Raw genomic sequence first — 23,934 nt, 5'->3', positions numbered from 1 at the left:
TTGGCCATCGTGGTTCTCCCTGGTGCCGGTGCGGCCCATTGTGGCCGCCTTCACCCCGGGGACGGAGCCGGCCACGGGTTCTCGACATCACCGCCCGATATTTTTCCGGGACCCGTCGACAGGCCTCGGTGTGTCCGGCCGGCGACCGTGGCGTGTGCACCGGTCACAGGACGAAATGCCGGCGCAGCCGCTCGTGTGCGGCCCGCTCGGCGTCGGTGAACCTGGCACGTCCGGCCTCGGTCAGGGTCACTTCGATCGTTCTGCGATCTCTGGGGCCACGACTGCGTTCGACGAGTCCTTCCGCCTCCAGGCCCGTGAGGAGGGAGGCGATCCGGGTCCGCGTCTCGCGCAGGAGCACCGTCAGCCGGGTCAGGGGTACGGGCCGGCCCTCGGCTTCCGCGAGGGCCCCGAGGATGAGGTAGTCGTGGAGCGACAGGCCGTGCGCTGCCCGCAGTTCGCCGTGCAGGAGACCCAGGCTCCACAGGATGGGTGGAGGTTGCCGTGTGGCGGTGGCCGGATGGCGGTCGGTCATGCTTCTTCCCCGGGGTGGGTCCACCGGCCGCGAGTTCGCGGCCCTACAGACATAACCGGGCTTCCCCACGCAGCCGATGGCGGAGCGGGGGACAAGAAGCCCTCGGATCAGGACACCGCGTCGTCCGTGCGCGCTCCGTGACGAGGGGACGGGCGGTCCGGGGCGGCCGCCCGGCCGATGTCCTGATGTGAGGCCGCCGTGGCACGCAGGACTGTCCGTCCCCGTGCCCTCCCGGATCTAGCGTCGTCAAGGCGATGGGGCCGCACAGGTCGGTCCGAGCGGCGGGTGCAGCCGCCGACGGCACAGCGGCATCGATGAGGAGCAGCGGCATGAGCCTGCTGGCAGGGATCAACCGGCCCGCGGACCTGAGGGGCCTGAGCCATCCGGAACTGGTCGGGCTCGCCGGGGAGATCCGCGAGTTCCTGATCCGGCACGTCGCGGCCACGGGCGGCCATCTGGGGCCCAACCTCGGCGTGGTGGAGCTGACGCTGGCGCTGCACCGGGTCTTCGACTCCCCGCGTGACCGGTTGCTGTGGGACGTCGGGCACCAGGCGTACGTCCACAAGATCGTGACGGGGCGGGCCGGTGAGTTCACCGGCCTGCGGCAGCGCGGCGGCCTGTCGGGGTACCCCAGCCGGGAGGAGTCCGCGCACGACCACATCGAGCACTCCCACGCGTCGGCGGCCCTGTCGTACGCCGACGGCATGGCCAAGGCCGGACAGCTCGCGGGGGAGGCGGACCGGCACATCGTCGCCGTCGTCGGCGACGGGGCACTCACCGGGGGGCTGGCCTGGGAGGCCCTGAACAACGTCGCGGAGGCCCCCGAACGGCCCGTGGTGATCGTCGTCAACGACAACGGCCGTTCGTACGCACCGACCGTGGGCGGACTCGCGCGGCACCTGACGGCCCTGCGCACCCACGCCGGCTACGAGCGTCTGGCGGGCTGGGGCAAACAGGCCCTCGGCGGTGCCGGAACGCCGGGGCGGGCACTGCACCGCACCCTGCATGCCGCCAAGGAGGGCATCAAGGAGGGGCTGCGTGCGGGCCTGGTGGAGGGCTCCACCGACGCCGTGACGCCGCACTCGCTCTTCGGCGCGCTGGGCCTGCACTACCTCGGGCCGGTCGACGGCCACGACATCCCCGCCCTGGAAGCGGCCCTGGAGCGGGCCAAGGCCCATGGCGCGCCCGTCGTCGTCCACTGCATCACGCGCAAAGGGCTCGGATACGCGCCCGCCGAGGAGGACGAGGAGGACCATCTGCACGGCATCGGCGCCATCGACCCGCAGACCGGGCGCCCGCTGCGGCCCGCCGTTCCGACCTGGTCGGCGGTGTTCGGCCGGGAACTGGTGGAACTGGCGGACGCGCACCCGGAGGTCGTGGCGATCACCGCGGCCATGCCCGGCTCGGTCGGTCTGAACGACTTCGCCGCACGCTATCCGGCACGGTTCTTCGACGTCGGCATCGCCGAGCAGCACGCGGTCGCCTCGGCCGCCGGGATGGCGATGGCGGGACTGCACCCGGTGATCGCCCTGTACGGCACCTTCCTGAACCGCGCACTCGACCAGGTGCTGATGGACCTCGGGCTGCACCGTCTCGGTGCGACCCTCGTCCTCGACCGGTCCGGGGTCACCGGTGACGACGGGCCCAGCCACAACGGTCTGTGGGACCTGGCGATGCTCCAGGCCGTCCCGGGCCTGCGGATCGCGGCTCCCCGTGACGCGCACACGCTGCGGCAGCAGCTGCGGCAGGCCGTCGCGACCACCGACGCGCCGACGGTCCTGCGCTACCCGCGGGGCGCGGTCGGCCCGGCGATCCCGGCGGCCGGTCGGGCCGGTGCGGTCGACGTCCTGCGTGAGGCCCCCGGCACCGGCGGCGTCCTGCTGATCGCCGTCGGGACGATGGCCCCGGTCGCCCTCGAAGCGGCGGAGCTCTGCGCCGAGCGTGGCGTGGAGGTCACCGTGGTGGACCCGCTGTGGGTCAAGCCGCTGCCTGGAGAACTGCCCGCCCTCGCCGCCGACCGCGCCCTGGTCGTCACGGTCGAGGACGGCCTGCGTACCGGGGGAGTGGGCACCGCGGTGGGCCAGGCCCTGCAGGATGCCGGCATCCGCACCCCGGTACGTGCCCTGGGCGTGGCCGACGGGTTTCCCCGGCAGGCCACCCGTGCCGAGATCCTCGCGGAAGCGGGCCTGACCGCACAGGCCGTCGCGGACAGCGTCATGGAGGCCCTGGCGCAGGCTGCCGTCACCGTGCCCAAAAGACGACGAAATGCACATACCAGTAAAATGCTGCTGCTGCGTCAGCGGCCGGAGGATGCGTCATGACCAAGATCAGCGGTCGCAGAATCGGTGAACAGGCGCCTTCCGGACGCCGCGCGGCCGTCTCCGCCGCGGTGGCCGACCTCAACCCGGGCGCGCTCGCGTTCGTCATGGGCACCGGCATCGTCTCCACGGCCCTGTACGTCAACGGCGCCGGCACCGCCTCCGCCGTACTGCTGTGGGTGGCACTGGCCGGGTTCGCGGTACTGCTGCCCGCCTACGGCTGGCGGCTGCTGCGGCAGCGCGAGCGTTTCGTCGCGGATTTCCTGGGGCCGCGCGCCTTCGCGTTCCTCACCGTCGCCATCTCCGCCAACGTGCTGGCCGCGCGCCTCGCGCCGGAAGGCCACACCGCGGTCGCATGGGCGTTCCTGGCCTTCGGGGCACTGGGGTGGATCGTGCTGGACTACGGCATCCCGCTCGCGCTCATCACCACCCTGAAACGGGGACCCTCGTTCGACCAGGTGAACGGCACCTGGTTCCTGTGGGCGGTGGGATCGGAGTCGGTGGCGGTCGCGGCGGCCGCGCTGGCCCGGGTGACCCCGGGCGCCGTCCTGCCGGTGCTGGCGGTGGTGTGCTGGGCCGTCGGCCTGGTGCAGTACCTGCTGACCGCCGCCATCGTCCTGGCCAGACTGCTGGCCCGGCCGGTCCGGCCGGAAGGCCTCATGACGTCCGTCTGGATCTTCATGGGGGCGGCGGCGATCGCTGTCCTTGCCGCAGTGCGGCTGATGGCACTCCCCGCGGGCAGCACCATGCTGGCGCGCCCACTCCTCGTCGGGTCGTCCGTCGTCCTGTGGTCGTTCTCGAGCTGGCTCATCCCCCTTCTGCTGGCCCTGGGCGTGTGGCGGCACGCGCTGCGCCGCATTCCGCTGCGCTACGACCTCGGCTGGTGGAACCTCGTCTTCCCGGTCGGCATGTACGCCGTCACGACGCACGAACTGGGACGCGCGACCGGGACCTCGTGGATGACGAGCATGGGCCGCTGGGAGGTCTGGATCGCCGCGGCGTTCTGGGTCGTGGTGTTCGCGGCCATGGTCGCCGCCAAGCTCCGGCCTCGCCGTATGGCTCCCCGGACGCTGTCGTAGGCGTGCAGCCGCCGGCCGCACCCCGCCGGCCGCAGACGCCCGCGGTCAGGCTCCGGGCCTGACCGCCGGGCGCCTCCGGCCTTTCCGGTCCGGCTACCCGCCCCACACCCAGGTGACCCGCTCGTAGAGCAGCTCGAACCCGGCGCGCGTCATGTTGTGCAGGGACGTGTTGTGGTCGCCGGGGCCTTCCGCCCCGGTCTCGGCGACGAGCCATCGGCAGCCTGCGTCGTGGGCGGCCCGGGCCCGGGCCGTGAGCAGCGCCGACTGGGCGCCGCGGCCGCGCCACTCCGGCAGCGTCGCCCCGCCGAACATGTCGGCACAGTCACCGTTCACGAAGATGCTGCCGACCGCAACGATCCGTTCGCCCTCCCAAACGGCGTACTGCCGCCAGTCCGGCCTGCCCACGCATGCCGCGGCCATGTCGATCATGGCCGGCGTGCCGAAGCCGAAGGTCGTCATCATCACGGTCGCCCACTCGCGTGCACGGTCACGCTCGACGAGGCCGACCCGCAGGTCCGGGTCGAGCGCGGCGACACCGTCGGCCCCGGCCAGTACGGTCGAGACGTCGCATCCGAGCTTGGCGAAACGGGTGCCCTCGGTGAGGTTCCACTTCTGCGCGGTCGAGGCCCAATCCGACGGCAGCAGGGACGGCGCGATCATGAACGAGCCCTGGGGCACGCCCTGAGCGCGGTAGAAGTCGCACACCTGCTCCACGACGTCCGCCGTGATCGGCTCGGCAGGCCCGAATCCCCCGGCCCGGTTGAAGAAGCGGCTCGGGTCCTCGCGAACGGCCAGCGCCCGCGCCGAGCCGAACTGCTGCGCGCCGATGCCCAGGGTGCTGAGGACGTCCGCGGGCGCGCCGGCCACGAAGTCGCTGTACGCCTTGATCTCGGTCTCTTCGGCCAGGCCGGTCGGCACGGTGGTGCTCACGCTTGGTTCCCCTTGTCGGTGGTGGTGACGAAGTCGAGTACGGCGGCGACGAACCTCTCGGTCTCCTCGACGTGCCCGAAGTGGCCGCTCCCGGTCAGCTCGCACAGCCGTGCGTCCGGCATGCCGGCGTGGATCTCGTACGCGAAGCGGGGAGGGCAGATGAAGTCGTAGGAACCGACGATCACCAGGGTCGGCGCCGCGATCGTGCCGAGCCGGTCCCGTACGTCCCAGTCGGCGGGGAGCCGATTCGGGTCATGGGTGGCCCGCAGGGTGGGCGTGCCGAACTGCGCGACCGTCGCGCGGTAGTCGGCGAAGTAGGCGGGCAGGAGGGTGCCGAGGTAACGCTCCTTCGACGCGTCGTCGACGACCTCCAGCGCCCCCGACATCCGGGCCTCCCACACCCGCCCCGCCTCGGTCGCCTCGGGCCGGTCCGGCCAGCGCTGGACGAACACGGCCATCTCCTTGGACGCCGCCTCCATCAGTTCCGGCCCGTACACGGGCGCGGTGTCGTAGAGGATCAGCCCGTCGAGGCGGTCAGCGTGGTCGAGGCCGAACTGCAGCGCGACGAAACCGCCGTGCGAGTGGCCGAGGACGTAGGCGGACCGCGCCCCGAGGTCGTCGAGTACGGCCGCGGCGAAGCGCGCGTAGCGGGACGTGGAGTAGTCCCCGTCCGGCAGCAGGCCGCTGTCGCCCGACCCGACGGGGTCGAGGTGGACCATGGTCAGATGCGGCTCCAGTGCGGGTATGCGCAGGTACTCAGGGTGCACACCGGGGCCTCCGGAGTGCACGAGGCACACCGGCCCGTCACCCGCGACCCGGTAGACCTGGCGCACGCCGTCGACCATGACGGTGCGCACCTCGGCAGCACGCTCGCCGTGCTCCGCCTCGTGATGGATTGCTTTCATACCCACACGATGCGGTGGGCCCCGGAAAGGTTCGATCAGTCTTCAAGATTGTTTGCGAGGCCGGCCCGGCGGCGGCGCGGGTGGTACAGGCGCAGCCTGTCGTCACGGTTCCGGTCCAGGTGGTGCACCCAGACCACGCTGGGCGGGCAGTGGAACGGATCCTCCGGGGGGCTGATGATGGCCGCCTCCCAGATGACCACCTCGCGACTGGCCACCACGTTCATCAGCTTCTGACGGACGCCGTCGGAGACGTCACGGCGGAAGGAGAACTCCAGGTAGTCGAGGTCCGAGCGCTTGCCGGTCGGCCAGGTCACCTCCAGTCGAGGTGACCGCCACTGCGCCCACGCCGAGGCGAGCTCGCCACGATGGCCCGCCAGCATGGTCTCCTCGGCCAGACGGCGGTGGCGCGCGGTGCGGGAGACGGCGTCGTCGTGCACCTGGTCGCCCATGCTCACCAGTGCACCGGCCAGCTTCGCCCGCGCCTGGCTGAGCCTGCTGCGCACGGTGCCGACGGGGGTGCCGCACAGCAGCGCGATCTCCTCGTAGGAGGTGACGTCCGTGAAGTAGCGCAGCATGGTCACCAACCGCAGCGCCGGTGACAACTTCTCCAGCGCACTCCAGATCCAGTCCTGCAGCACGTGCTCGTCCAGCACGTCCGCCGGGTCGGGCGGACCACCCGAGCGGTCCATGGCGACGAACCCCTCGAGCTCGGCCACCGGCACCGCCGACTTCTTGCGCAGCTGGGCACGGCAGACGTTGCGGACCACCATGCGCAGCCACGGCCCGGCGGCGTCCGGATCCCGCAGATCCCCGATGCGCCGCAGCGCGATGAGCGCTGCCTCCTGCACCGCGTCCTCGGCATCCGGGCTGTGGCCCAGCATGGCGAGGGCGACTGCGCGCATGGTCGCCTGATGCCTGGCGAGCAGCAGCCCCAGGGAACCCGCATCGCCTGCCTGAGCGGCCCGCACCAGCTCGAAGTCCAGCGGCGCCCCGCTCAAGATCAGATCAGTCATATCGTCACCATTGAACCAGAACGCCCTCACGCCCCGGATTCGCCGCCCACGTCTCACAGCCGTCACCGGACCACGCGGGAGCATCCCGCGCTCGGACTACGGAACGGAGACTTCCGCGTCGACACCGCCCCCATGACCTCCGGAGCAGCCGTGACCGGGTCGGCGGTTGGAAGAGCCCCGGGCGCTGCGGCGTTCCAGGGCCTCTGACCATGAAGCACGCGGGCGGAATAGTGGACGACGCAAGCGTCGCATCGCCTTCGACAGGGTTCGAAGAAGGATCCTCGGGACGCTCGGGGCCACCTTGTACGGCCTACGATCGGGGCGACATCACTTCGTCGACTCCAGGATGCGGTCGAGTGTCCGGCGCCCCATTCTGCTCATCGTCGGATTGCTCTCGACGTAGTACCAGACAAGCCCCATCGCCTGTTCGAAGGCCCAGGCCTTGCCGCGCTCCCACTCCAGATCGTCGCAGGCCAGTGTCCGCCGGAGCACTTCCCGTGGGCCCGGTTGCAACAGGTGCCAGGCGCTGACCAGATCCAGCGCCGGGTCGGCCGGGCCGAAGCCACCGGTGTCGAGTACGCCGCTGAGCCGGTCTCCCGCGACCAGTACGTTGCCGGGAATCAGGTCGCCATGGCTCATCACATCGGCAGCCGTGCGTGGCAACTCCCGGAGCTGGCGCCACACTCGGCGCAGCCGGGGCACATCGAGCAGCCCCTTGCTCGCCTCGAAGCACTTCGCCATCCAGTCGTCGTGGTCAGCGAGAACGCCGCCACGGTTCTCGCCGCTGAAACGCCGCCCTCGCGTCTCGGCGCCCCGCAGGGCTGCGATGAAGGCCGCAAGGTCCTCGGCGAAAGCGTCCGACCCACTCGGGTCGGCATCGAAGGCGACTGTTCCCGGCAGCCATGTCTGGACCGACCACGGCATGGGGCAACCCGCTCCAGGCTTTCCCAGGGCGACGGGTTCCGGAACGGGGAACCGAGACACCTGTGCCAGCTCCGCGCTCGCCTGGGCTTCCCGTTCCAGTACCGCCAGTGCCTCAGCGGCATCGGTCAGACGCAGCGGGAAACGCGCGGAGAGGTCGTCCCCGATGCGGAAGATGGCGTTGACCGTCCCGGTCGACGACTGGAGCCGGATCGCCTTGCCGCTCCACTGAGGGAACTGTTCCTGGATCAGGGCCGCAACGATGTCGGTGGTCACATCCACTTGGTCATCGTGCATGGTCATTCTCGCAGGCCCTTTCCCCAGTCCAATGCGAACGTCGCGTCGCCAGCAGGCCGGATCAACGGAGACGACAGCCAGTATTCATGCGCCAGGGTCCTGATCAACTGAAATTTTCGGGTCCCCAGGCGCTCTTCGGATCAGGAGCGGATGCTCGCCCTGCCGTAGGGGCAGGATGGGCGCATGATCCTTCGCCCCTTGCGCGACACCGACGAGGACGCCGAGGCGATAGCGGTCGTGGCCGCCGCCGCGTTCGGCGCCTCCGATGCCCTGCCCGGTGGCGGCCCGCCCGAGGAGATGCCTCCCGAGCTGGGCGCTCTGCTGCGGCGGCGCAACCGGTACGTCGCGCGTACCGACCCCGGTGGCTGCTGGCTGGCCGTGGACGAGACCTCCGGCATGCCGCTCGGGATCGCCATGTCGACGCGCCGCGAGGGGACGTGGGGGCTGTCGCTCTTCGCCGTGCTGCCCTCCGCGCAGCGGCAGGGGGTCGGGCGCGAACTGCTCGCCGCCGCCCTGGCGTACGGGCGCGGCTGCCTGCGCGGCATCATCTGCAGCTCCCCCGACCCGCGGGCGGCGGCGGTCTACCGCCGGGCGGGCTTCGCGCTGCACCCGGCGATGCGCCTGGAAGGTGCCGTCCGCAAGGGCGACCTGCCGGCGCCGGACGGGGCGGTGCACGAGGGCTCGGCCAAGCACCGCGACCTGATGGACTCCGTGGACCGGCGCACCCGGGGCGGCGCGCACGGCCCCGACCACGACCAACTGCTCACCGAGTGCCCCCTGTTGGTCGTGGACGACCTCGCCGGAAGCGGCTACTGCTACATCGACAAATACGGGAACGTACGGCTGCTCGCCGCTACCTCCCGCCGCCTGGCGACCCGGCTGCTCACGGCCGCACTACTGAGCCTGCCCGAGGGTTCCCCGGCAAAGGTCGCCAATGTGACGGCCGAGCAGCAGTGGGCCGTGGATGTGGGGCTGACCGCCGGACTGGAACTCAGCACCTCCGGCTGGGTCTGCCTCCGCGGAATGCGGCCACCGGAGCCGTACATCCCCTCGGGATTCTTCGGGTGACGTTGGAGGCACTTGGGGCGCCTACCCTGCCCCAGGCGCTTGAGTTCGTTCGGCGTCAGACCTTGCCGAGGACCGACTTTCGCTCGGTCTCGTCGTCGCCGGCGCCGGTGGCCGCGGCGGGCCGATTGAGCGCCTTACGTTCGGCCAACCCAAGCTGCACCGTCGCCTGACTCACCAGTCACGCCACCGTTCGGTCAACTCCTCCATGTCCTGGCGGGCCAGGAGCGCCGAGACGTCGACACCTTGCTCGACGAGGACGTCATCGATGTACTCGCAGAGGTCCTCTCGCTCGATGGTGCAGTACGCCCCGTGCTTCTCATCGAGGACGTTCAGTTGCTGCACGACGCGCTCCACGGCGGCAAGTACGGGCTCGTCGGATGCGCTGCCGAGAGCACGTGCCTCTTCCTCAAATGAGGCCAGCGCGGCGTCGGTGGCCTGCAGCATGCCGGGGGAGTAGAGCTCCGTGGAGTCGCTTCGCGCGACCTCGTCGCGCCATGTCGTGGACGGTCTGGTTGCCATGCGCGGAGACTACTGCCGGCCTCCGACACCGTAGCGTCGGCCTTCCCGGGCCGCTGGACCAGTTGTTAAGAAGGGGCTCTGGGGCCGCGTCCCGTTCTCCTTGATCTGTGGTTCTTCCTCAGCTGAGCTGCTTGCCGGTAGAACTTCGACACGGATGCGACACGCAGTGTCCTGGCGGATCTGCACGGTGCGAACGGCACACACGTGAGGGGTGAACTGTTGGGGGCGGACATGACGGCGTATCTGACCGACGCTGATCCACGATGGGCCAAGCACTCTGGTGAAGAGGGGCACTACGGAGCCTCGGAATGGGGTCCGGAGGACTTGGAGCGCGCCGCGATGTTCTTGGCCGAACTCGCGCCGCAGGCCCGGCGGGTGCTCCAGCACCTGCTGTGCAACCCAGGCCGGATGATCCACTGCACGGAGTTGGTGGACCAGGCCCTGGGCGGGCCGAACGAGAGTGATCCGGCGCGACGCGTGGCAGGGGTGCTGTCCGGGATGAGCAAGGGACACAGCAACAGTGGGCGGCGGCTTCCGTTCTACTGGTGGGAGGCTCCTGAGGGGAGCGCGGGCGCAACGTACGCGGTCCGCCCCTCGGTGGCAGCGGTGTTCCTGGCCGCTCAGCTCAACGCCGCGTGATCTGCACAGCCGCAACTGACCACAGGCGGCCGCGACCTGCGGCTGTCCGAATGATGAGCGTCCTGACCTGCTGCTGAACTGTTGACACTCGTCAGCGTTGGTCATCACTGAGCGCCCTTCCACGGCCCCAGGACGGCCCGGGAGGGCGCTCGCGCGTCAGGGACGACTGCGCTGTAAACCTGGTGGTGGACTTCGGGAAGACGCGCAGACCTCAGGGCAGATGGGGAGTACCCAGGTGGGTGGGTAACCGCGACCGATGCGCACCGTCGTTGGCCGTGACCGACCGCCCAATGCGGCACGGAAGTGGCACGCCAGCATGGCAGCGGCGCCTTGGGTCGTCGGCGGAGCGAAGTGCCAGTCCACGGCAACGGCGAGCAGGCTTAAAGTCGCAGCAGTCGATGTCAGAGACCTTCTGATCCCTAGCTCTGGCTCGATCAGCCGGTGCGGCTCCGACACAATCACCAGATGATCGGCAACCGGATCACGTATCGCACCGCGGACGGCGTCCGCATACCCGGAACCTGGCGGCACGCCTTCGTCCGCAACGGCCAGTACTTCCTGACCGACCTCTTCATCTATGCCGACGGACTCATCGACTGCTGGGGCCTGAACACCATCGAGGAGTTCGAGGAGAAGCTCCGGACCGGCTGGGTGGCCACGAGCCTCCCGGAGGGTGCTCAGGCATCCGCGCACGAGCTGGCGTCCTGGAAGTTCAGCGAGCCCCGAAATTGGCTCACCCCTGACCTGCTGGTCGCCGAAATCCGCGACACCATCGACAAGCTGAACGGACGGCCTGACTCGACCGGCCGCTGTCTGGCCGCCGTCGACACTTTCCTCGCCGATAGGACAGAGGCAAACCGGGCCGCGGCCCGCACCGCGTTCCTGGCCATCCCCATCTCACAGCGCCGCTACGCGCTGGGCGACATGGACAGCAAGGACTGGCCGCTGCGCGTGCTGGTGGCGGGGCCCGGAGGTGAGACCTACGTGCCGATCGACCCGCCGGTCACACAGGACGCCTACGACAGTGCCCTCGCGTACTTCGAGGACCGGGCCCGCCGGATCGCCGAGCGGCACACCCGCATCCCAGCAGACGGACCGACCGCTCCGCACGCTCCGGCGGTGCATCTGTACCACTCGTATCCGAACAAGCCGATGACCGACCCCGGCCAGGTCGGCCTGCGCAACGACTATCCCGCCCCGATCACCGTCGGGAAGGTCAGCTACCCCTCGGTCGCCCACGCCTACTGGGCCCTGTCGGTCTCTGATCCAGAGGTTCGCGCCGCGATCACGACAGCGGACACCGCCGCGACAGCACGCAAGCTCGCGACCGGGACACCACGCCGCAAGGGCTGGGAACATGCACGCACCGCCGTCATGACCGGCCTGCTGCGCACCAAGTACGACCAGCATCCCGAGCTGGCCGAGATCCTGCTGGCAACGAGGGACGCCACCTTGATCTACAGCGATGCGGACTCGGCCTTCTGGGGTGACAACGCCGGCCGAGGTCGCCGACATCAACGCCGCATGCCAGGCCAGACAAGTTGGCCGGCGGAGGGAGGTCGACCTCCATCGCGGTGCCCTGCGGCTTACCGACGAGGCACTTGCCGAGCTACGCGGACACATTGATGAGCTTGCCTCTCGGTTCGGAAACCACGACGCACCCGGCGTCTGGACCCGAGTCGTCGTCGCGGTGATCGACCTGCACGATCGTCCATCCGGCAACGCGCCATCGCCTGGAGGCCAAGATGACCCACGCTGAAGAATCTCAAGACCGGCCTGCGCTCAAAATCTCGGACCCGGAGCGCGATGATGCCGTGGAGCGGCTGAAAGACCACTACGCGGCCGGCCGACTGACCCTGTCCGAGCTTGAAGAACGCGTGGCCGACGCCTACCAGGCAGCCACCGCCGCGCAACTCGGCGCCATCACCGCCGATCTACCGGCGGAGGTGAAGGCATCCGGCCGGGCTTCGGCCGAACGGACTCAAAGGTACTGATCCTACTGCTGTGCTTCTGCCCACCGGCGGCCCTCGCCTACTGGCTCATCACCCGCAGTCCTGCCCGCCGACACGACTCGTAGCTGCAACGACGCCCCTCGATCCGTAGCTCCATGTAGATCGGTCGCGGACGGTCATTCCGGCGGTGCTGCTGCTCTAGGAGGACGCCAAAGGACGGGATTGGTCGCTGTGGTTGCTGTACTTCAGTGCGGTACGCCGATCCAACTGTCAGGGTGCGGGACGAGCGGGCGTACGCCAACCTGTACGCCGACAACAGCGCGCAACTGCGAACAGGACGGTCGGCGGTGCTGCTTGTCCGATGGGGGTGGCGTCAGAGCTTCAGCGGCCCGTGGGTGCCCGCGTGGAAAGTGAAGACGGTCGGCGCGGCGTCGAATTCCTCGCGGAAGTGCCCGCCGTAGCCAGGTTCTTCGACGTGAGGTGCGAGCAGGTCCAGGATGGGGACGAGGTCAGCCATCATGTCGTCGAGCCAGAGGTTGCGGCTGAACAGCCCCCAGACGTGGCGCTCACCACTGGCCGTGAAGCCCCAGGACTGGCGCCGTAGGGACGCGAAATCACCTCCGGGCAGGCGGCTGTCCGGATCCGAGGAGAGCAGTGGATATGTGTGCTCCTCCCCGTCGAGTCCTGCCGGGCGTTCAGGGGTCAGGCCGAGGTGCCATCGCAGGGCGTCCAGGACCGCATCAGGCGTGTCGTCGCGGAGGAGGCAGGCGAAGACGACTTCGTAGTGGAGGCTCACGGAGCCGTATTGTGCCCGGTACGCGGAACCTCCCGTGTACGTCGAGCCCGTCCCGGAGTACCGCCGGCAGGGCGTGGGCTTCCAGCTCGACGGCCGCCTGTACCGCGGTGCGGTGACCGAGCGCCGCGAGCCCCCCGACGGCAGGGTGGCCGTGCACGTGCTGCTGTGGCCTGCGCTGCCGAAGCAGCTCCTCGACGGGGACGTGGTCCGCATCCGCCGGGGCGACGTCCCGCCGGACCGGATCCCGAAGTACGAGAGCCTCGAGCCGGGACTGCAGCCGCGGGTTCAGGTCCGCGTGGGCGGCCAGTGGCATGACGGCGTGGTCTGGCACAAGATCCGGTACCGGGACGGGCGGCACGCGGTCCAGGTGAAGGTGGCGTTCCTGGAGGGCGACGGCTTCCCTGTCGTGTACTGGCACACCTACTGGTGGAACCCGGATGCCATCCGCCTCGTCCGCTGATCAAGGGCTGAGGAGAGTGAGCGGGCCCGTCAGCCAGGGCGGAGGCCGACGGGCCCGCCGTATCAGGATGCGCCGGAACGGGCTCCAGAGCGCTGGAGACCCGGCCACAGCCAGGCTCGCGGGCACGTCGTGATCACTGTGCCGGAGTATCCCACCGGGCATCGAACTGCCCCGTCACTCACGCTGTCGGCATGCACGCGATCTGGACTGGAGCACGACACCGGATTCCACCAGGTCCACGCGAGCGACGGAGCCCGCATCCGGCACCGGAGGGTCTGTGAGCACGAGGACGTGGAGGTTCCGCAGTCGGGGATCGCGTGCGGCTGGGAGCGCTCCGACGGACGCACCGTCGTGCTCCTCGATGAGGACCTGGCCGCGCTCCCCCTTCCGATCAAGCGCACCGTCGACGTCCTCGGCTTCGTCGACGAGCGCGATGTCGATCCGGTGCTCTACTCCCGTCCCTATTGGGTCGGAGCGCTGCTGTGGCCGGAGGAGATCCGCGAACCAGATGACCTGTCCCTGGCGGCGCCGGTGACCGAGCGGGAGCTGGAGCTCGCAGAACTGCTGATGGGCCAGCTCGCAGGGGTCAATATCGGAGAGCTACACGAATCACGCGGCGGCGCTTGAGCAATTGGTGGTCGCGAAGATGACCGGCGCGGGGCTGCAGGAGCCGAAAGACCGGGTACCGACCGTGGATCTGATGGCGGCGCTGGACGAGAGCATCCGGCAGGCGGGCAAACGCTAGCGGGCACCGCAGTCCGCGCCGGGATGGCGCTGGATCTCGCCGTCAACGGGACGGTCACTCTCGACGCACAGGGCGACCCCAACGCCGTCTTCATCTTCCAGGTCGGCTCCACCCTGGTCATGAACGTGGGGAGCACCGTCCGGCTCATCAACGGAGCGCAGGCCTGCAACGTGTTCTGGCAGGTGGGCAGCTCCGCCACCATCGGGACCAATGCCGACTTCAAGGGCACCATCATGGCCCTGACGGACATCACCGTGGGCTCCGACGCGGCGATCGCGGGCCGGTTGCTGGCGCGAAACGGCGAGGTCACCCTGATCAGGGACAACATCACGGTCCCGACCTGCGGTGTGGCTGGTCCCACCGGTCCCACCGGCCCGACTGGACCCACTGGTCCGTCCGGTCCGTCCGGTCCGTCCGGTCCTGCCGGTCCCTCTGGTGCTCCCGGTGACACCGGCCCGACCGGCCCTGCCGGCCCCTCCGGTCCTGCCGGCCCCTCCGGTCCTGCCGGTCCCTCGGGTCCTGCCGGTCCCTCTGGTGCTCCTGGTGACACTGGCCCGTCCGGTCCTGCCGGTCCTGCCGGTCCTGCCGGTCCTGCTGGACCCGCCGGACCTGGTGGTCCTGCCGGCCCGGCTGGCCCGTCCGGTCCTGCCGGTCCGAGTGGTCCCGCCGGCCCGGCCGGTCCTGAAGGTCCTCCCGGGGGTCCCGGCTACCCCGGCTACCCCGGCGGCTTCCCCGGCTACCCCGGCCTCCCCGGCGGTCCGGGCCTTCATGACCACCGCGACCACGACGGCAAGTACGACCACGACGGCAAGCACGAGGACGGCGACGAGTACGACGATGATGAGCACGGCAGCCACTGCCACGCCAAGCCGCCGTCGTGGAAGGAACCGGACGACGACGAGTTGGCATGGAGCTTCCAAATGACCTGCCAGGACTGAGAGAAGCCCCATCCTCATCGCCTTGAGGAAGGAAGACTTCCAGGGGGCGCCCCGAACAAGGGGCGCCCCCTGGGGGATCTACGGCTTCGGCGCCGTCCACCAGCCCTTCGCCGCCGACCTGGAGCGCCGCATCAGCTCGGACCGCCGTGCACTTGCCGACGCCGATGCATCTCACACCCGTGCTCGGCCGGACCGGCGGCGTTGGGACGGGCGCAGTCGCCCACGGCCCCCGTCGCGGTGGTCACGGCGGTCGTGCCTGACGAGAGGCGGTGCCGGCGTCGCCGGTGTGGTCGGTACGGTCCCGACCGGGAGGCGCGGGCCGTAACCGTGTGTTCCGCCGTGCTGGGTGTCGCGCAGATGATTCATGAGTGCTCTCAGGGTGCTCGCGGCATCAGCGAGAGCAGTGGTGACGGCGGCGTCCGAGACCCTCATATGCTTCCTGCCACGTGTGAGCGCTCCACTGCCAACAAGCGGCCGGCGGTGGCGGTGATGCGGGGATCGGCCGCGGCGGACAACAAACGGGCGGCGGTGTCGGAGTCCGTCTCCGGCGGAATGATCAGAAGGTCCCAGCGTCCGGTGTCGCGGGAGAGCAGCAGGAGCTTGCGAGGGTCCTGGTCCGCTGTGAACCAATCGACGGGCACCACGTGCCCGGCCACGGCCACCCTCCGGGGGACGGCCGGCCAGAAGTGCGGGTTCACGGCGACACGGGCGATCCGCCCCCATGGCGCGTCCGGAGTGGCCGTAAGTGCGGAGAGTTCCGCCGCCAGATCGCGTGAGCGGGGCCACCAGGCTCCGTCGAGGGGACCCGGGGCGGCGGTGACCGGCTTCAGGGAGAGTCGTACGTCATCAGGCGCGAGGGATTCATCGTGCGTCGTGTGATCAAGGATCAAGCCCATGCGTTCACTGGCCCGGCTAGGCATTCGCCGAAAACGACGCCGGCACGGAAGCCGGGGTACGGAATGCCTTCGGTTCGTCCACCGTACTCCGCTGAGGAGCCTTCCGTGCTTGCCGCATCCGGCAACCATGAGTGCATCTGGGGCCCGCTCCAGTGGTGGGCCACAGGCATGTCCACAACCCCGTACGAGGACGCCGGGTCCCGCGCAGCCCCGCCGGCGGCGGGGCTACGATCCCGGGTGATGATGCACGCGAACGAGATACGGACGGACGCCGCGCTGGTGCGCCGGCTGCTGGCACGGCAGTTCCCGCGATGGGCTGACCTGCGAATCGAGGCGGTGCCCTCGGCGGGCACCAGCAACGCCATCTACCGGCTCGGGGACGAGATGGCGGTCCGCCTGCCCCGGATCGAGGGCGCCGTCGGGCAGGTCGGGTTCGAGCACGACTGGCTGCCGCGGCTCGCTCCCGTCCTGCCCATCGCCGTACCCGAACCGATCGCCCAGGGACAGCCGGGGGAGGGATATCCGTTCCGCTGGGCGGTCGGCCGCTGGATCGACGGGACGCACCCGGGGGAGGAGACCCGCGACGAACTCGGATTCGCCGTGGACCTCGGCGAGTTCGTCGCGGCGCTGCGTACGGCCGACACCAGCGGCGCGCCGACGGGCTACCGCGGCGGGCCGCTGCGGGCCTGGGACCCCTTCGTCCGGGAGACGACCGCGAAGGCGGCGGACGTCATCGACGCACGAGCCGTCCTTGCCGCCTGGGAGGACGCCCTCGCCCAGCCAAAATGGGACGGCCCGCCCCGCTGGGCGCACGGCGATCTCATCCCCGGCAATATCTTGGTCGACGCCGGCAGGCTCCGTGCCGTGATCGACTTCGGCACCGCCGGTACGGGCGACCCGGCGTGCGACGCCATCCCGGCGTGGACCCTGCTCTCCGCGCGGACACGGCCGGCCTTCCGCGACGCGGTCGGCTTCGACGACGCGACCTGGGCCCGCGGCCGGGGCTGGGCACTCACCTTCGTGGGCTGCATCGACTATTACCGCGTCACCAACCCCGCCATGGCGGAACTGGGACGCCGCGCCGTCGCGGAGGTCCTCGCGGAGCTGTGAGGCACGGCCGATCGACGGCGGCTGCGATTCTTGGGAACCACTGCCTTGTAGGCCTGGTGGTGAGGCTTTCGGAGAATGTGCTGGTCGGGGCTACCTTGCAGAGTCGCCATGTCGGCGGTGCAGCGCGACTGCGAGGAACCGTCGTTGACCGTGGTTGTCCGCACGATGTGGCACGGTTGTGGCACGCGCTGGCGATGCTAGTGGCACCGAGCGTCGTCGAGTTCGGCTGTCAGCACGGCCGTCTGAAGCACGTGGGTGAAGTATCTGGTCGCGTACTCGTCATCATCGATGGGCGGGAGGATCCTCCTCAGGACCGCGATGCGCCGTTGCAGGACCTCGCGGCGCCATTCGTCCAGGGGACGCTTCATCACTACGGAGACGCAGCCGGCGAGCATCGTGTCCATCATCGCCAATGCACTCCCCCTCGGGCTCGCGACGGATGAAGCCCGGAGGAAACCGCAAGCTCCTGAACTCGTCCCATTGACGTGACAGCTGATCTTGCTTCACTCCTGTCATGCTCAGGATGATGCCTGACGGGCAGGCGTAGAGGGACGGTCGCGCCGGTTGACCGGCAGAAGAGGGACCTTGAACTGCTCGGAGATATAAGGGTGTTCAAGGAGATTCCCTGCCCGCGACCGAGGTCTGCTGCGGTACAGTCCCGCCACTGCCGAGGGGAGCACGGGAGCGTCATGGGTGAGATATCGGCTGAAGCGGTGGGCTCCTTCGTGGCCGCACTGGCGCTCATTATGTCCGCGTGGTCCGTTTTCTACCTGGCCAAACAGACGAAGGCAGCAGCCGAACAGACCCGGGCCGCCGCCGAGCAGACCCGGGCGGCCACAGAGCAAACCAGGATCAGCAATGCGGTGGCTGCCGTCTCGGCCAATGACATGGTGCTCCGGTCGCTGCGTGAGGTGCACATCCTGATGCTCGAACGGATCGGCTCACGCGGGCACTTCTACGACAGCAAGCCACTGCCCGAGCAATCGGATGAGCGCGACGCGATCGTCACCATCGCCGAACTGCTCGCTGACGTCATGAGTAGCGGCATACACGTCCACCAGAAGATCCCCGACAGCACCAGCACCGAGCCCTGGGAAGAATTTTGCCGAGGGACTCTGGAAAGTAGCCCGGTGCTGTGCGATGTGGTGCGAGCACACCCCTCATGGTGGCCCAACCTCCCTGCCCTCCTCCCGGCGAACCCATCGTGACGGCGGACACTGCGGTCCCTGCGACCCGTGATTCTAGGTCCGCAACGGGACGACTCCCCGAGCAGGATTTCTGTGAGCTGGGCAAGCGCCAGGAATCCCTGCCCTGACTCCGGTAGCGCGGTCACGATCACGACCGGGTCCGCCGCGAACGTCGGCTACCGGGTTGCCGCGGCGACCCTGCTGACCCGGCTGCGCCGTCTGCGTCGCGGCATTCCCCCTCGTTCTTACGGCGGATACACCGGCGGCACCTCGTCGACCGGTGCCGTGACAAACCTCCACAGCCACCGGCTGACCGGCCGGCCGTCGCCCTCCCGCTTGGATAGCGCCAATCCTCCGCAGACGGGAGCATCGCTGGTCACGTCGACACCCTTGGCGAGTGGCATCTTCGTCTTCGTCCCGATGCAATGCATGCGGTGCTGCGGCCTGCGGCGGAACGGCTCGTGACGCGAACACCCACGAGCTGTGCAGGAGTCCTGTCTCCACGCACGCACGGCCAGCGGACGATCCAACCGGGCGACAGACACAGAGTCACGCCGACCGAGATCGACAGCGGATTCCTTCCTATCGGTCCAGGCCGCATACAGCCTCGGCGGCAGTGAGCCAACCCAGGTACCAAGCAGCGAAGTCCAGCGGAGAGCCGTCGGCGCCGCGCATCGGATGCAGGTCCGTGCCGTCGCTGCGCGGGTCACGCCACATTCGTCCGCGCTCCGAGCCCGTGACGACCAGCCAGACCATCAGCCCGCAGCCCTCGTCACACAGGCAGAGCGCCCCGGCAGTGAAGCGCGGGTTGTACTGCACCTCGGCCAGACGCTCCTCCCACACCTCAAGGGCTGCGTCGAGATCGGCGAGGTCGTCGAACTCCTCCCTGAACGGCTGCTCAGCCAGGATCCTTGCTGCTGCCACCGGATCCGCCCCTCCCGGAAACTGCTCAGCGAGCATGCCCGGCTCGACCTCCTCAGGGACGTCGCCGACCCAACGCCAGCCGCCGGAGTCCCCGCGCCGCACCGGAAATACGCCGTAAGCCGGGCCGGCTCCGCCCGCTCCGACGTGCATCAGGAACGAGCGATAGTCCTCGGGAAGCTCAACATCCAACCACGCTTCGAGCTCGGTCACCTCGGTGGCCGAGAGAGGTACATCCAGCGCAAAGCCGTGCCCCATGGCTCCGAACACCTTGTCACTGCCAGGCATCGCGGCCAGAGCCAGAACCCGCTCGCGTACCCCAGTCCAGTCGGTCATAGCACCCGACGTTATCGGGCCGCCGCCCATACTCGGGCTGGCATGTACCGGCAGCCGGGGTGGGTGAGCTCGCTGTCTGCGGGCAGGGGGCGGCGGGTGCTGATGTCGGTACGCAGGATGTCGGTCAGCGCGCGGGCGTCCGGCTGTGCGGTCCTGTTCATTTGCCCGTGAGGTGATTTCTTGAGGAAGGTGGCACTGCGTCCCCACGCACTGTTGCCTCGGCAGTACAACCACCGAAACGTCTTGGCGACCACAGTGGACGCCTGGGGCCGAGCCCTCTGGTTGATCTGCCCCGATGCGGAACTCCGTCCAAGTCCGTACGGCGGGCGCTCTCCTCAGCCCCGTACCCGTCCGTACGAAGCGCTTCTGGTCATCAACAACGGCGGCGCAGTCAGGGAACAGCTTCTGCACGACATGAGCCTGCGTGTCACCCACGTGGACGCGCTGCCCAATGGCCGGGTCGTCGTGCAAGGGCACAGCCTCGCGGGGGATCGGAACGCGCAGATCTACGGCATGGACGGGCGACGCCGCCGCAGCTTCGCCATGGGGCGCGCTGTCGAGTACGTGATGGCAGACCGGCGGCACCGAATATGGAGTGCCTACTTCGACGAAGGCGTCTACAACGATCCCATCAGCTCCGCGGGCCTGGTGCGCTGGGACAGCGGAGGCAACCACGAGTGGCGGTACACGCCTCCGGAGGGCATCGAACACATCGATACGGTCTATGCCTTCAACGTTGACGATGGTGTCGCTTGGGCCAGTTACTACCCGACCTTCCCGTTGCTTGAGGCCCGGACCAACGGCGAGATTCGACTGCGGAAGACCCCCGTGGTCGCTCCCGCAGGCCTGGCCGTCCACGGAGAGCAGATCGTCATGCTCGGTGGCCGTCGACAGCCTGATCGCCTGCATCGTTGCCGCATGACAGAACACGAGGCCCTACTGGTCGAGGAGGCTTGTCTCACCCTTCCAAACGGCTCGCCCCTCAAGCGATACGCACGTCCCATCGGACGAGGCCGGCACTTGTACCTGCGTGGACCATCGCCCAGGCAGTGGTACGTGATGAGTGTCCAGGCTGTCTCAAGTCCTCTTGCGTTTCGGGACACCGGCGCGAGCTGACGCCCCAGCACGCCTCCGACGGCGAACCCGCCACCGGGGCCGAGCGCGACCCCGACGCGGAGTGGTGCCGCACCCGGGGTCGGGGTCGCGGGTGCGGCACCGCTTCCGTACGTGCCCTGGGTCAGCGGACCCGGATGAAGACCACGTCGTACCCCAGGTTCGTGCCGCGGTTCTTGACGTAGACGCCGTCCTTGCCGCCGCCCGGGTTGCCGGTGTTGCCCTCGACGGTGGTGAAGGAGGAACCGCCGCTCACCGTCCGGACGATGCCGATGTGCTCCTGGCCGTCGTTGAAGTTGCTCCCGCCGTTCCAGTCGAAGGCCACGATGTCGCCGGGCTGCGGGTTGGTCGTCACCGACAGGTGGTAGTTGCCGGCCCGGGCCTGCTTCACCCAGCCGGAGACGTAGCTGTTGCGGTAGGAGGTGGCACCCGTCTGCCTGGCCACCCAGCTGACGAACGTCGCGCACCAGGCGTAGTTGTTGGTGGACAGGGAGAGCCCCACGGACACTCCGTAGCTGTTCGCCCGGGCGCTGCCCTCGACCGTGCCGACCTCGGCGGCGGCGACCTCGAGGAGCTTGGCGTAGCCGCCGCCGGGCGGCGGCGACGTGGGCGGGGTGACCGCGCCGTACAGGGCGGCCTTGGTGTTCGGGCCCACCCTGCCGTCGACCGCGAGCCCCTTCTCGGCCTGGAAGTCCCGCACCGCGCTGTCGGTCATCGGCCCGAAGTCGCCGTCGACGGCGAGATCGGCGCCGTGGTGGTTGAGCAGGCTCTGCAGTTCGGTGACGCAGCCGCTGCGCTGGCCCTTGACGATGTCGGTCGGGCACGAGGCGGAGTTCAGGTTGATCGGCGCGGGGGCGCCGCTGCCGCCGCCACCGCCGATGTTGGAGTACAGGGCGTTCTTGGTGTTCGGGCCGACCTCGCCGTCGACCGACAGGCCGTGCGAGGACTGGAAGGACCTCACGGCCGTCAGGGTCAGGGGACCGAACTCGCCGTCGACGTCGAGGTGCTGGCCCTTGCCGTTGAGCAGCGCCTGCAGGGTCGCGACGCAGCCGCCGGTCTGGCCCTCCAGGATGACGGACGGGCACGAGGAGGACCGCAGGTCCAGGCCGGTCGACGGCGCCTCGTCGGTGTCGTACAGTTCCCGCTTGGTGTTCGGGCCGACCTCGCCGTCGACCGACAGGCCGTGCGAGGACTGGAAGCTGCGGACCGCGCTGTACGTCTCCGGCCCGAAGTCGCCGTCCACGCTCACCGCGTAGCCGAAGTGGCGGAGCAGGCGCTGGAGTTCGGTGACGCAGCCGCTCTTGCTGCCCTGCACGATGTTCGCCGGGCACGAGGAGGACGTGAGGTTGACCGGAGCGGGCGCCGTGCCCCCGGTGGCGTACAGCTTGCTCTTGGTCTGGGGGCCCACCCGGCCGTCCACGGCGATCGCGGTGGCGGCCTGGAACTCACGGACCGCGTAGAGCGTGTTAGGCCCGAAGTCGCCGTCCACCGTGAGGCCCGCCCCGTGGGCGTTGAGCAGGTTCTGCAGTTCGGTGACGCAACCGCTCACCTGGCCCTGGACGATATCGGTCGGGCAGGAGGCTGAGGTGAGTTTGATGGGCGCCGGCGCGGCCATCGCCGGGCCGGCGCCCATCAGGGTGGCCGCCACGAGGATCGCCGCGGTGGCCGCGAGGCTCACGATCCGGGCGCGCCAGCCGGGTCCGGCGCCCGGGGCAGGGAGGTGTAAGAGGCTTCTCATGACTGCGGAGGACTCCTTCGACGGATCATCTGACGAGCGACCGGGTCGAGTGGCCGCCGGGCGGCCGCGCACGACGGTGACAGCTGGTGCCCGTGCGGGCAATCCGTTTCGAACAACTGGCCGGATTCCGCCGCCGTGTCCGGGAGGGAGGCACCGCCTCCTGGCGTCGAAGGGGCCGGCCGCGCTCCGCCCCGCCCTCGCCTACGAGCCCGGGCTGATCACGCCTCGGTGTTCCCCGACGCGTCCGACGCCTCCGCGACCGTTCCTTGACGCCCTCGTCGACGCCCGTCACGAACGCGGTGAACGCGCTGCCGGCCAGGACGACGGCGATGACCGCCGTACTCAAGGCCGAGAGGACCAGTCCGGTGACGGCCAGGCCCTTGCCCCGCTCGCGCGTGTCCTTGATCTGTGTCAGAGCGATGGCCCCCACCACCATGCCGACCACCGGCACGAAGACCAGCAGCCCGAACACCAGGGCCACGACCGCGAGTTTGTTGAGCGATGGCCGCGAAGGCTGCGATGGCACGGGCGTCGGGGTGAGCGACGACGGGTACGACGGGTGCTGCGAGTCCACGGAACAGCGCTCCTCATGGAGGGTCGGGCGAACGGCCGTGCGAATATATCCGGCATTTGGAACCCGATACTGCCCCGCCCCCACCGGTGCGCGTTGCGCATCGCCGGGCATGCCGACCCACTGCCTGTGGCCGCGACGGGCCGCGTGTCGCCGTACCGGTTTCACTGCCGTCGGCGCCCCTGAAAACGCCGTGAAACGGCGGTGAACGGCGGGTCGGCCACGCTCTGCGGCATGACGACGACGGCCCCGCGAGGGGTAGCGACCGGGGAGGGGACCACCATGAACGGCCTGCGACTGATCCGCCGTCACGCGGCGGCGTTCGTGCGCTTCGCAGGGCTGGGCTGCGGGGTCACCCTGGCGGCCTCGGCGGCCTTGGTGCTGCTCTCGCAGTGGATCCCGTGGATGGCGGCGAACGTACTGACCACCCTCGCCTCGACCGTGGTCGCCACCGAACTGCACGCCCGGGTCTCGTTCGGCCAGGGGCGGCCCGGCCTGGCAGGCCACGTGAAGAGCGCGGCCACCGTCGCCGCCGGCTGGCTGGTCACGTCGGCCGCAGTCGGCGCACTGACCGCGCTCCGCCCCGGCGCCGGGCTCGTCCTGCAGCAGACGGTGTACCTGTCGGCCACCGCGCTCGTCGGGATCGCCCGCTACCGCGTGCTGCGCCTGTCGGTGTTCGCGGAGCGCGTCCCGCGGCCGCGAACCGCCGGCGGCGTCGGGTTGCGGGCTGCCTTCGACGCTGCGGCGTGAACCAGTTGGACGAGTTGACCGGAACTCCTGACGTGCACCGGTTGCGTACGGGCCCCCATCGATGCTGATGGGGGCCTTACGCAGTTCTTCGAGGCGTTCTGGCCCCACTCTTGCGCCGGTGCGCTGTCCCGAGCCGGCGGGGCTCCCCGGCGGGGCCCTCACCTGACGCAGTCGCTGCGCTGACCAGCGCATTTCACCGC

The 23,934-nt window shown here is 69.7% G+C and carries 25 protein-coding genes; 13 read left to right on the top strand and 12 right to left on the bottom strand.

Annotation, left to right across the window (positions count from 1 at the left end):
- Positions 1-163 precede the first annotated feature (163 nt).
- Positions 164-532, bottom strand: a complete 369-nt coding sequence (locus tag PV350_RS11000; protein ID WP_500333504.1) for a MarR family winged helix-turn-helix transcriptional regulator — start codon at positions 530-532, stop codon at positions 164-166.
- Positions 533-861: 329 nt separating this feature from the next.
- On the opposite strand from PV350_RS11000, the gene dxs reads away from it, so the two are divergent.
- Positions 862-2,853 carry a 1-deoxy-D-xylulose-5-phosphate synthase gene (gene dxs, locus PV350_RS10995; RefSeq protein WP_499510159.1) on the top strand — a complete coding sequence of 664 codons (1,992 nt, stop codon included), beginning with the start codon at positions 862-864 and terminating at the stop codon, positions 2,851-2,853.
- Positions 2,850-3,929 carry a tellurite resistance/C4-dicarboxylate transporter family protein gene (locus tag PV350_RS10990; protein ID WP_500333503.1) on the top strand — a complete coding sequence of 360 codons (1,080 nt, stop codon included), beginning with the start codon at positions 2,850-2,852 and terminating at the stop codon, positions 3,927-3,929. Before dxs ends, PV350_RS10990 begins: the two co-directional genes overlap by 4 nt.
- A gap of 93 nt (positions 3,930-4,022) precedes the next feature.
- Here the strand turns inward: PV350_RS10990 and PV350_RS10985 are convergent, their stop codons facing one another.
- The 4 genes from PV350_RS10985 to PV350_RS10970 all read right to left on the bottom strand — a co-directional run bounded on the left by PV350_RS10985 (position 4,023) and on the right by PV350_RS10970 (position 8,001).
- Entirely contained in the window at positions 4,023-4,859 is an 837-nt protein-coding gene (locus tag PV350_RS10985) for a GNAT family N-acetyltransferase (protein ID WP_499510157.1), read from the bottom strand.
- On the bottom strand, positions 4,856-5,764 hold the full coding sequence (locus tag PV350_RS10980; RefSeq protein ID WP_500333502.1) for an alpha/beta fold hydrolase: 909 nt from the start codon (positions 5,762-5,764) through the stop codon (positions 4,856-4,858). The genes PV350_RS10985 and PV350_RS10980 overlap by 4 nt, the downstream gene beginning before the upstream one ends.
- 35 nt (positions 5,765-5,799) lie before the next feature.
- The gene (locus PV350_RS10975) at positions 5,800-6,777 is read right to left on the bottom strand and encodes an RNA polymerase sigma factor (RefSeq protein ID WP_500333501.1); all 978 of its coding nucleotides are present in this window, start codon (positions 6,775-6,777) and stop codon (positions 5,800-5,802) included.
- Positions 6,778-7,104: 327 nt separating this feature from the next.
- Positions 7,105-8,001 carry an aminoglycoside phosphotransferase family protein gene (locus tag PV350_RS10970; RefSeq protein WP_500333500.1) on the bottom strand — a complete coding sequence of 299 codons (897 nt, stop codon included), beginning with the start codon at positions 7,999-8,001 and terminating at the stop codon, positions 7,105-7,107.
- Positions 8,002-8,178: 177 nt separating this feature from the next.
- Here PV350_RS10970 and PV350_RS10965 point away from each other — a divergent pair, with 177 nt between their 5' ends.
- Complete coding sequence (locus PV350_RS10965) at positions 8,179-9,063, top strand: GNAT family N-acetyltransferase (RefSeq protein WP_500333499.1); 885 nt, start codon at positions 8,179-8,181, stop codon at positions 9,061-9,063.
- Between the two features lie 171 nt (positions 9,064-9,234).
- On the opposite strand, the gene PV350_RS10960 is transcribed toward PV350_RS10965, so the two are convergent.
- On the bottom strand, positions 9,235-9,582 hold the full coding sequence (locus PV350_RS10960; RefSeq protein WP_500333498.1) for a hypothetical protein: 348 nt from the start codon (positions 9,580-9,582) through the stop codon (positions 9,235-9,237).
- A 231-nt stretch (positions 9,583-9,813) separates the two neighbouring features.
- Here PV350_RS10960 and PV350_RS10955 point away from each other — a divergent pair, with 231 nt between their 5' ends.
- From PV350_RS10955 to PV350_RS10945, 3 genes are all read left to right on the top strand, one after another.
- Positions 9,814-10,221 (top strand): DUF6416 domain-containing protein, encoded by a 408-nt coding sequence (locus PV350_RS10955; RefSeq protein WP_499510152.1) that lies wholly within the window; start codon positions 9,814-9,816, stop codon positions 10,219-10,221.
- 465 nt (positions 10,222-10,686) lie between these two features.
- Positions 10,687-11,847 carry an NADAR family protein gene (locus tag PV350_RS10950; protein WP_500333497.1) on the top strand — a complete coding sequence of 387 codons (1,161 nt, stop codon included), beginning with the start codon at positions 10,687-10,689 and terminating at the stop codon, positions 11,845-11,847.
- Between the two features lie 119 nt (positions 11,848-11,966).
- A complete protein-coding gene (locus PV350_RS10945; protein ID WP_500333496.1) occupies positions 11,967-12,215 on the top strand; it encodes a DUF1707 SHOCT-like domain-containing protein in 249 nt (82 codons plus the stop codon).
- A gap of 331 nt (positions 12,216-12,546) precedes the next feature.
- Here the strand turns inward: PV350_RS10945 and PV350_RS10940 are convergent, their stop codons facing one another.
- Positions 12,547-12,969 carry a hypothetical protein gene (locus tag PV350_RS10940; RefSeq protein WP_499510148.1) on the bottom strand — a complete coding sequence of 141 codons (423 nt, stop codon included), beginning with the start codon at positions 12,967-12,969 and terminating at the stop codon, positions 12,547-12,549.
- 34 nt (positions 12,970-13,003) lie between these two features.
- Here PV350_RS10940 and PV350_RS10935 point away from each other — a divergent pair, with 34 nt between their 5' ends.
- From PV350_RS10935 to PV350_RS10925, 3 genes are all read left to right on the top strand, one after another.
- The gene (locus PV350_RS10935; protein ID WP_500333495.1) at positions 13,004-13,429 is read left to right on the top strand and encodes a hypothetical protein; all 426 of its coding nucleotides are present in this window, start codon (positions 13,004-13,006) and stop codon (positions 13,427-13,429) included.
- Positions 13,430-13,558: 129 nt separating this feature from the next.
- On the top strand, positions 13,559-14,056 hold the full coding sequence (locus PV350_RS10930; RefSeq protein WP_500333494.1) for a Ku protein: 498 nt from the start codon (positions 13,559-13,561) through the stop codon (positions 14,054-14,056).
- 141 nt (positions 14,057-14,197) lie between these two features.
- Positions 14,198-15,112, top strand: coding sequence for an ice-binding family protein (locus tag PV350_RS10925; RefSeq protein ID WP_500333493.1), 915 nt, complete (start codon positions 14,198-14,200; stop codon positions 15,110-15,112).
- Between the two features lie 428 nt (positions 15,113-15,540).
- Here PV350_RS10925 and PV350_RS10920 read toward each other — a convergent pair whose 3' ends face one another.
- The gene (locus PV350_RS10920; protein WP_499510143.1) at positions 15,541-16,008 is read right to left on the bottom strand and encodes a DUF5994 family protein; all 468 of its coding nucleotides are present in this window, start codon (positions 16,006-16,008) and stop codon (positions 15,541-15,543) included.
- A gap of 240 nt (positions 16,009-16,248) precedes the next feature.
- On the opposite strand from PV350_RS10920, the gene PV350_RS10915 reads away from it, so the two are divergent.
- Complete coding sequence (locus tag PV350_RS10915; RefSeq protein WP_500333492.1) at positions 16,249-17,118, top strand: aminoglycoside phosphotransferase family protein; 870 nt, start codon at positions 16,249-16,251, stop codon at positions 17,116-17,118.
- 197 nt (positions 17,119-17,315) lie between these two features.
- On the opposite strand, the gene PV350_RS10910 is transcribed toward PV350_RS10915, so the two are convergent.
- Complete coding sequence (locus tag PV350_RS10910) at positions 17,316-17,525, bottom strand: hypothetical protein (RefSeq protein ID WP_499510141.1); 210 nt, start codon at positions 17,523-17,525, stop codon at positions 17,316-17,318.
- A 282-nt stretch (positions 17,526-17,807) separates the two neighbouring features.
- Between PV350_RS10910 and PV350_RS10905 the strand changes: the two genes are divergently transcribed.
- Positions 17,808-18,326 (top strand): hypothetical protein, encoded by a 519-nt coding sequence (locus PV350_RS10905; protein WP_499510140.1) that lies wholly within the window; start codon positions 17,808-17,810, stop codon positions 18,324-18,326.
- A 561-nt stretch (positions 18,327-18,887) separates the two neighbouring features.
- On the opposite strand, the gene PV350_RS10900 is transcribed toward PV350_RS10905, so the two are convergent.
- Positions 18,888-19,562, bottom strand: coding sequence for an SMI1/KNR4 family protein (locus PV350_RS10900; RefSeq protein WP_500333491.1), 675 nt, complete (start codon positions 19,560-19,562; stop codon positions 18,888-18,890).
- A gap of 243 nt (positions 19,563-19,805) precedes the next feature.
- Here PV350_RS10900 and PV350_RS10895 point away from each other — a divergent pair, with 243 nt between their 5' ends.
- Positions 19,806-20,678, top strand: coding sequence for a hypothetical protein (locus PV350_RS10895; protein WP_500333490.1), 873 nt, complete (start codon positions 19,806-19,808; stop codon positions 20,676-20,678).
- A 121-nt stretch (positions 20,679-20,799) separates the two neighbouring features.
- Here PV350_RS10895 and PV350_RS10890 read toward each other — a convergent pair whose 3' ends face one another.
- Positions 20,800-22,413, bottom strand: a complete 1,614-nt coding sequence (locus PV350_RS10890; RefSeq protein WP_499510136.1) for a peptidoglycan-binding protein — start codon at positions 22,411-22,413, stop codon at positions 20,800-20,802.
- A 25-nt stretch (positions 22,414-22,438) separates the two neighbouring features.
- Positions 22,439-22,987, bottom strand: a complete 549-nt coding sequence (locus PV350_RS10885; RefSeq protein WP_500333489.1) for a DUF4190 domain-containing protein — start codon at positions 22,985-22,987, stop codon at positions 22,439-22,441.
- Positions 22,988-23,266: 279 nt separating this feature from the next.
- Between PV350_RS10885 and PV350_RS10880 the strand changes: the two genes are divergently transcribed.
- Positions 23,267-23,734, top strand: coding sequence for a hypothetical protein (locus PV350_RS10880; RefSeq protein WP_500333488.1), 468 nt, complete (start codon positions 23,267-23,269; stop codon positions 23,732-23,734).
- Positions 23,735-23,934 lie beyond the last annotated feature (200 nt).

This window comes from Streptomyces sp. PA03-6a (genome assembly GCF_033792765.1).
Taxonomy (GTDB): domain Bacteria; phylum Actinomycetota; class Actinomycetes; order Streptomycetales; family Streptomycetaceae; genus Actinacidiphila.
The sequence above is the reverse complement of the archived record's forward strand: the minus strand, read 5'-3'. Positions and strand labels throughout refer to the sequence as shown.

Bases quoted from the DNA above. Each gene is read 5' to 3' on its own strand.
- PV350_RS11000 (WP_500333504.1), bottom strand. From the start codon at position 532: ATGACCGACCGCCATCCGGCCACCGCCACACGGCAACCTCCACCCATC.
- dxs (WP_499510159.1), top strand. From the start codon at position 862: ATGAGCCTGCTGGCAGGGATCAACCGGCCCGCGGACCTGAGGGGCCTG.
- PV350_RS10990 (WP_500333503.1), top strand. From the start codon at position 2,850: ATGACCAAGATCAGCGGTCGCAGAATCGGTGAACAGGCGCCTTCCGGA.
- PV350_RS10980 (WP_500333502.1), bottom strand. From the start codon at position 5,764: ATGAAAGCAATCCATCACGAGGCGGAGCACGGCGAGCGTGCTGCCGAG.
- PV350_RS10975 (WP_500333501.1), bottom strand. From the start codon at position 6,777: ATGACTGATCTGATCTTGAGCGGGGCGCCGCTGGACTTCGAGCTGGTG.
- PV350_RS10970 (WP_500333500.1), bottom strand. From the start codon at position 8,001: ATGACCATGCACGATGACCAAGTGGATGTGACCACCGACATCGTTGCG.
- PV350_RS10965 (WP_500333499.1), top strand. From the start codon at position 8,179: ATGATCCTTCGCCCCTTGCGCGACACCGACGAGGACGCCGAGGCGATA.
- PV350_RS10960 (WP_500333498.1), bottom strand. From the start codon at position 9,582: ATGGCAACCAGACCGTCCACGACATGGCGCGACGAGGTCGCGCGAAGC.
- PV350_RS10955 (WP_499510152.1), top strand. From the start codon at position 9,814: ATGACGGCGTATCTGACCGACGCTGATCCACGATGGGCCAAGCACTCT.
- PV350_RS10950 (WP_500333497.1), top strand. From the start codon at position 10,687: ATGATCGGCAACCGGATCACGTATCGCACCGCGGACGGCGTCCGCATA.
- PV350_RS10945 (WP_500333496.1), top strand. From the start codon at position 11,967: ATGACCCACGCTGAAGAATCTCAAGACCGGCCTGCGCTCAAAATCTCG.
- PV350_RS10925 (WP_500333493.1), top strand. From the start codon at position 14,198: ATGGCGCTGGATCTCGCCGTCAACGGGACGGTCACTCTCGACGCACAG.
- PV350_RS10920 (WP_499510143.1), bottom strand. From the start codon at position 16,008: ATGGGCTTGATCCTTGATCACACGACGCACGATGAATCCCTCGCGCCT.
- PV350_RS10915 (WP_500333492.1), top strand. From the start codon at position 16,249: ATGATGCACGCGAACGAGATACGGACGGACGCCGCGCTGGTGCGCCGG.
- PV350_RS10910 (WP_499510141.1), bottom strand. From the start codon at position 17,525: ATGATGGACACGATGCTCGCCGGCTGCGTCTCCGTAGTGATGAAGCGT.
- PV350_RS10905 (WP_499510140.1), top strand. From the start codon at position 17,808: ATGGGTGAGATATCGGCTGAAGCGGTGGGCTCCTTCGTGGCCGCACTG.
- PV350_RS10900 (WP_500333491.1), bottom strand. From the start codon at position 19,562: ATGACCGACTGGACTGGGGTACGCGAGCGGGTTCTGGCTCTGGCCGCG.
- PV350_RS10890 (WP_499510136.1), bottom strand. From the start codon at position 22,413: ATGAGAAGCCTCTTACACCTCCCTGCCCCGGGCGCCGGACCCGGCTGG.
- PV350_RS10880 (WP_500333488.1), top strand. From the start codon at position 23,267: ATGAACGGCCTGCGACTGATCCGCCGTCACGCGGCGGCGTTCGTGCGC.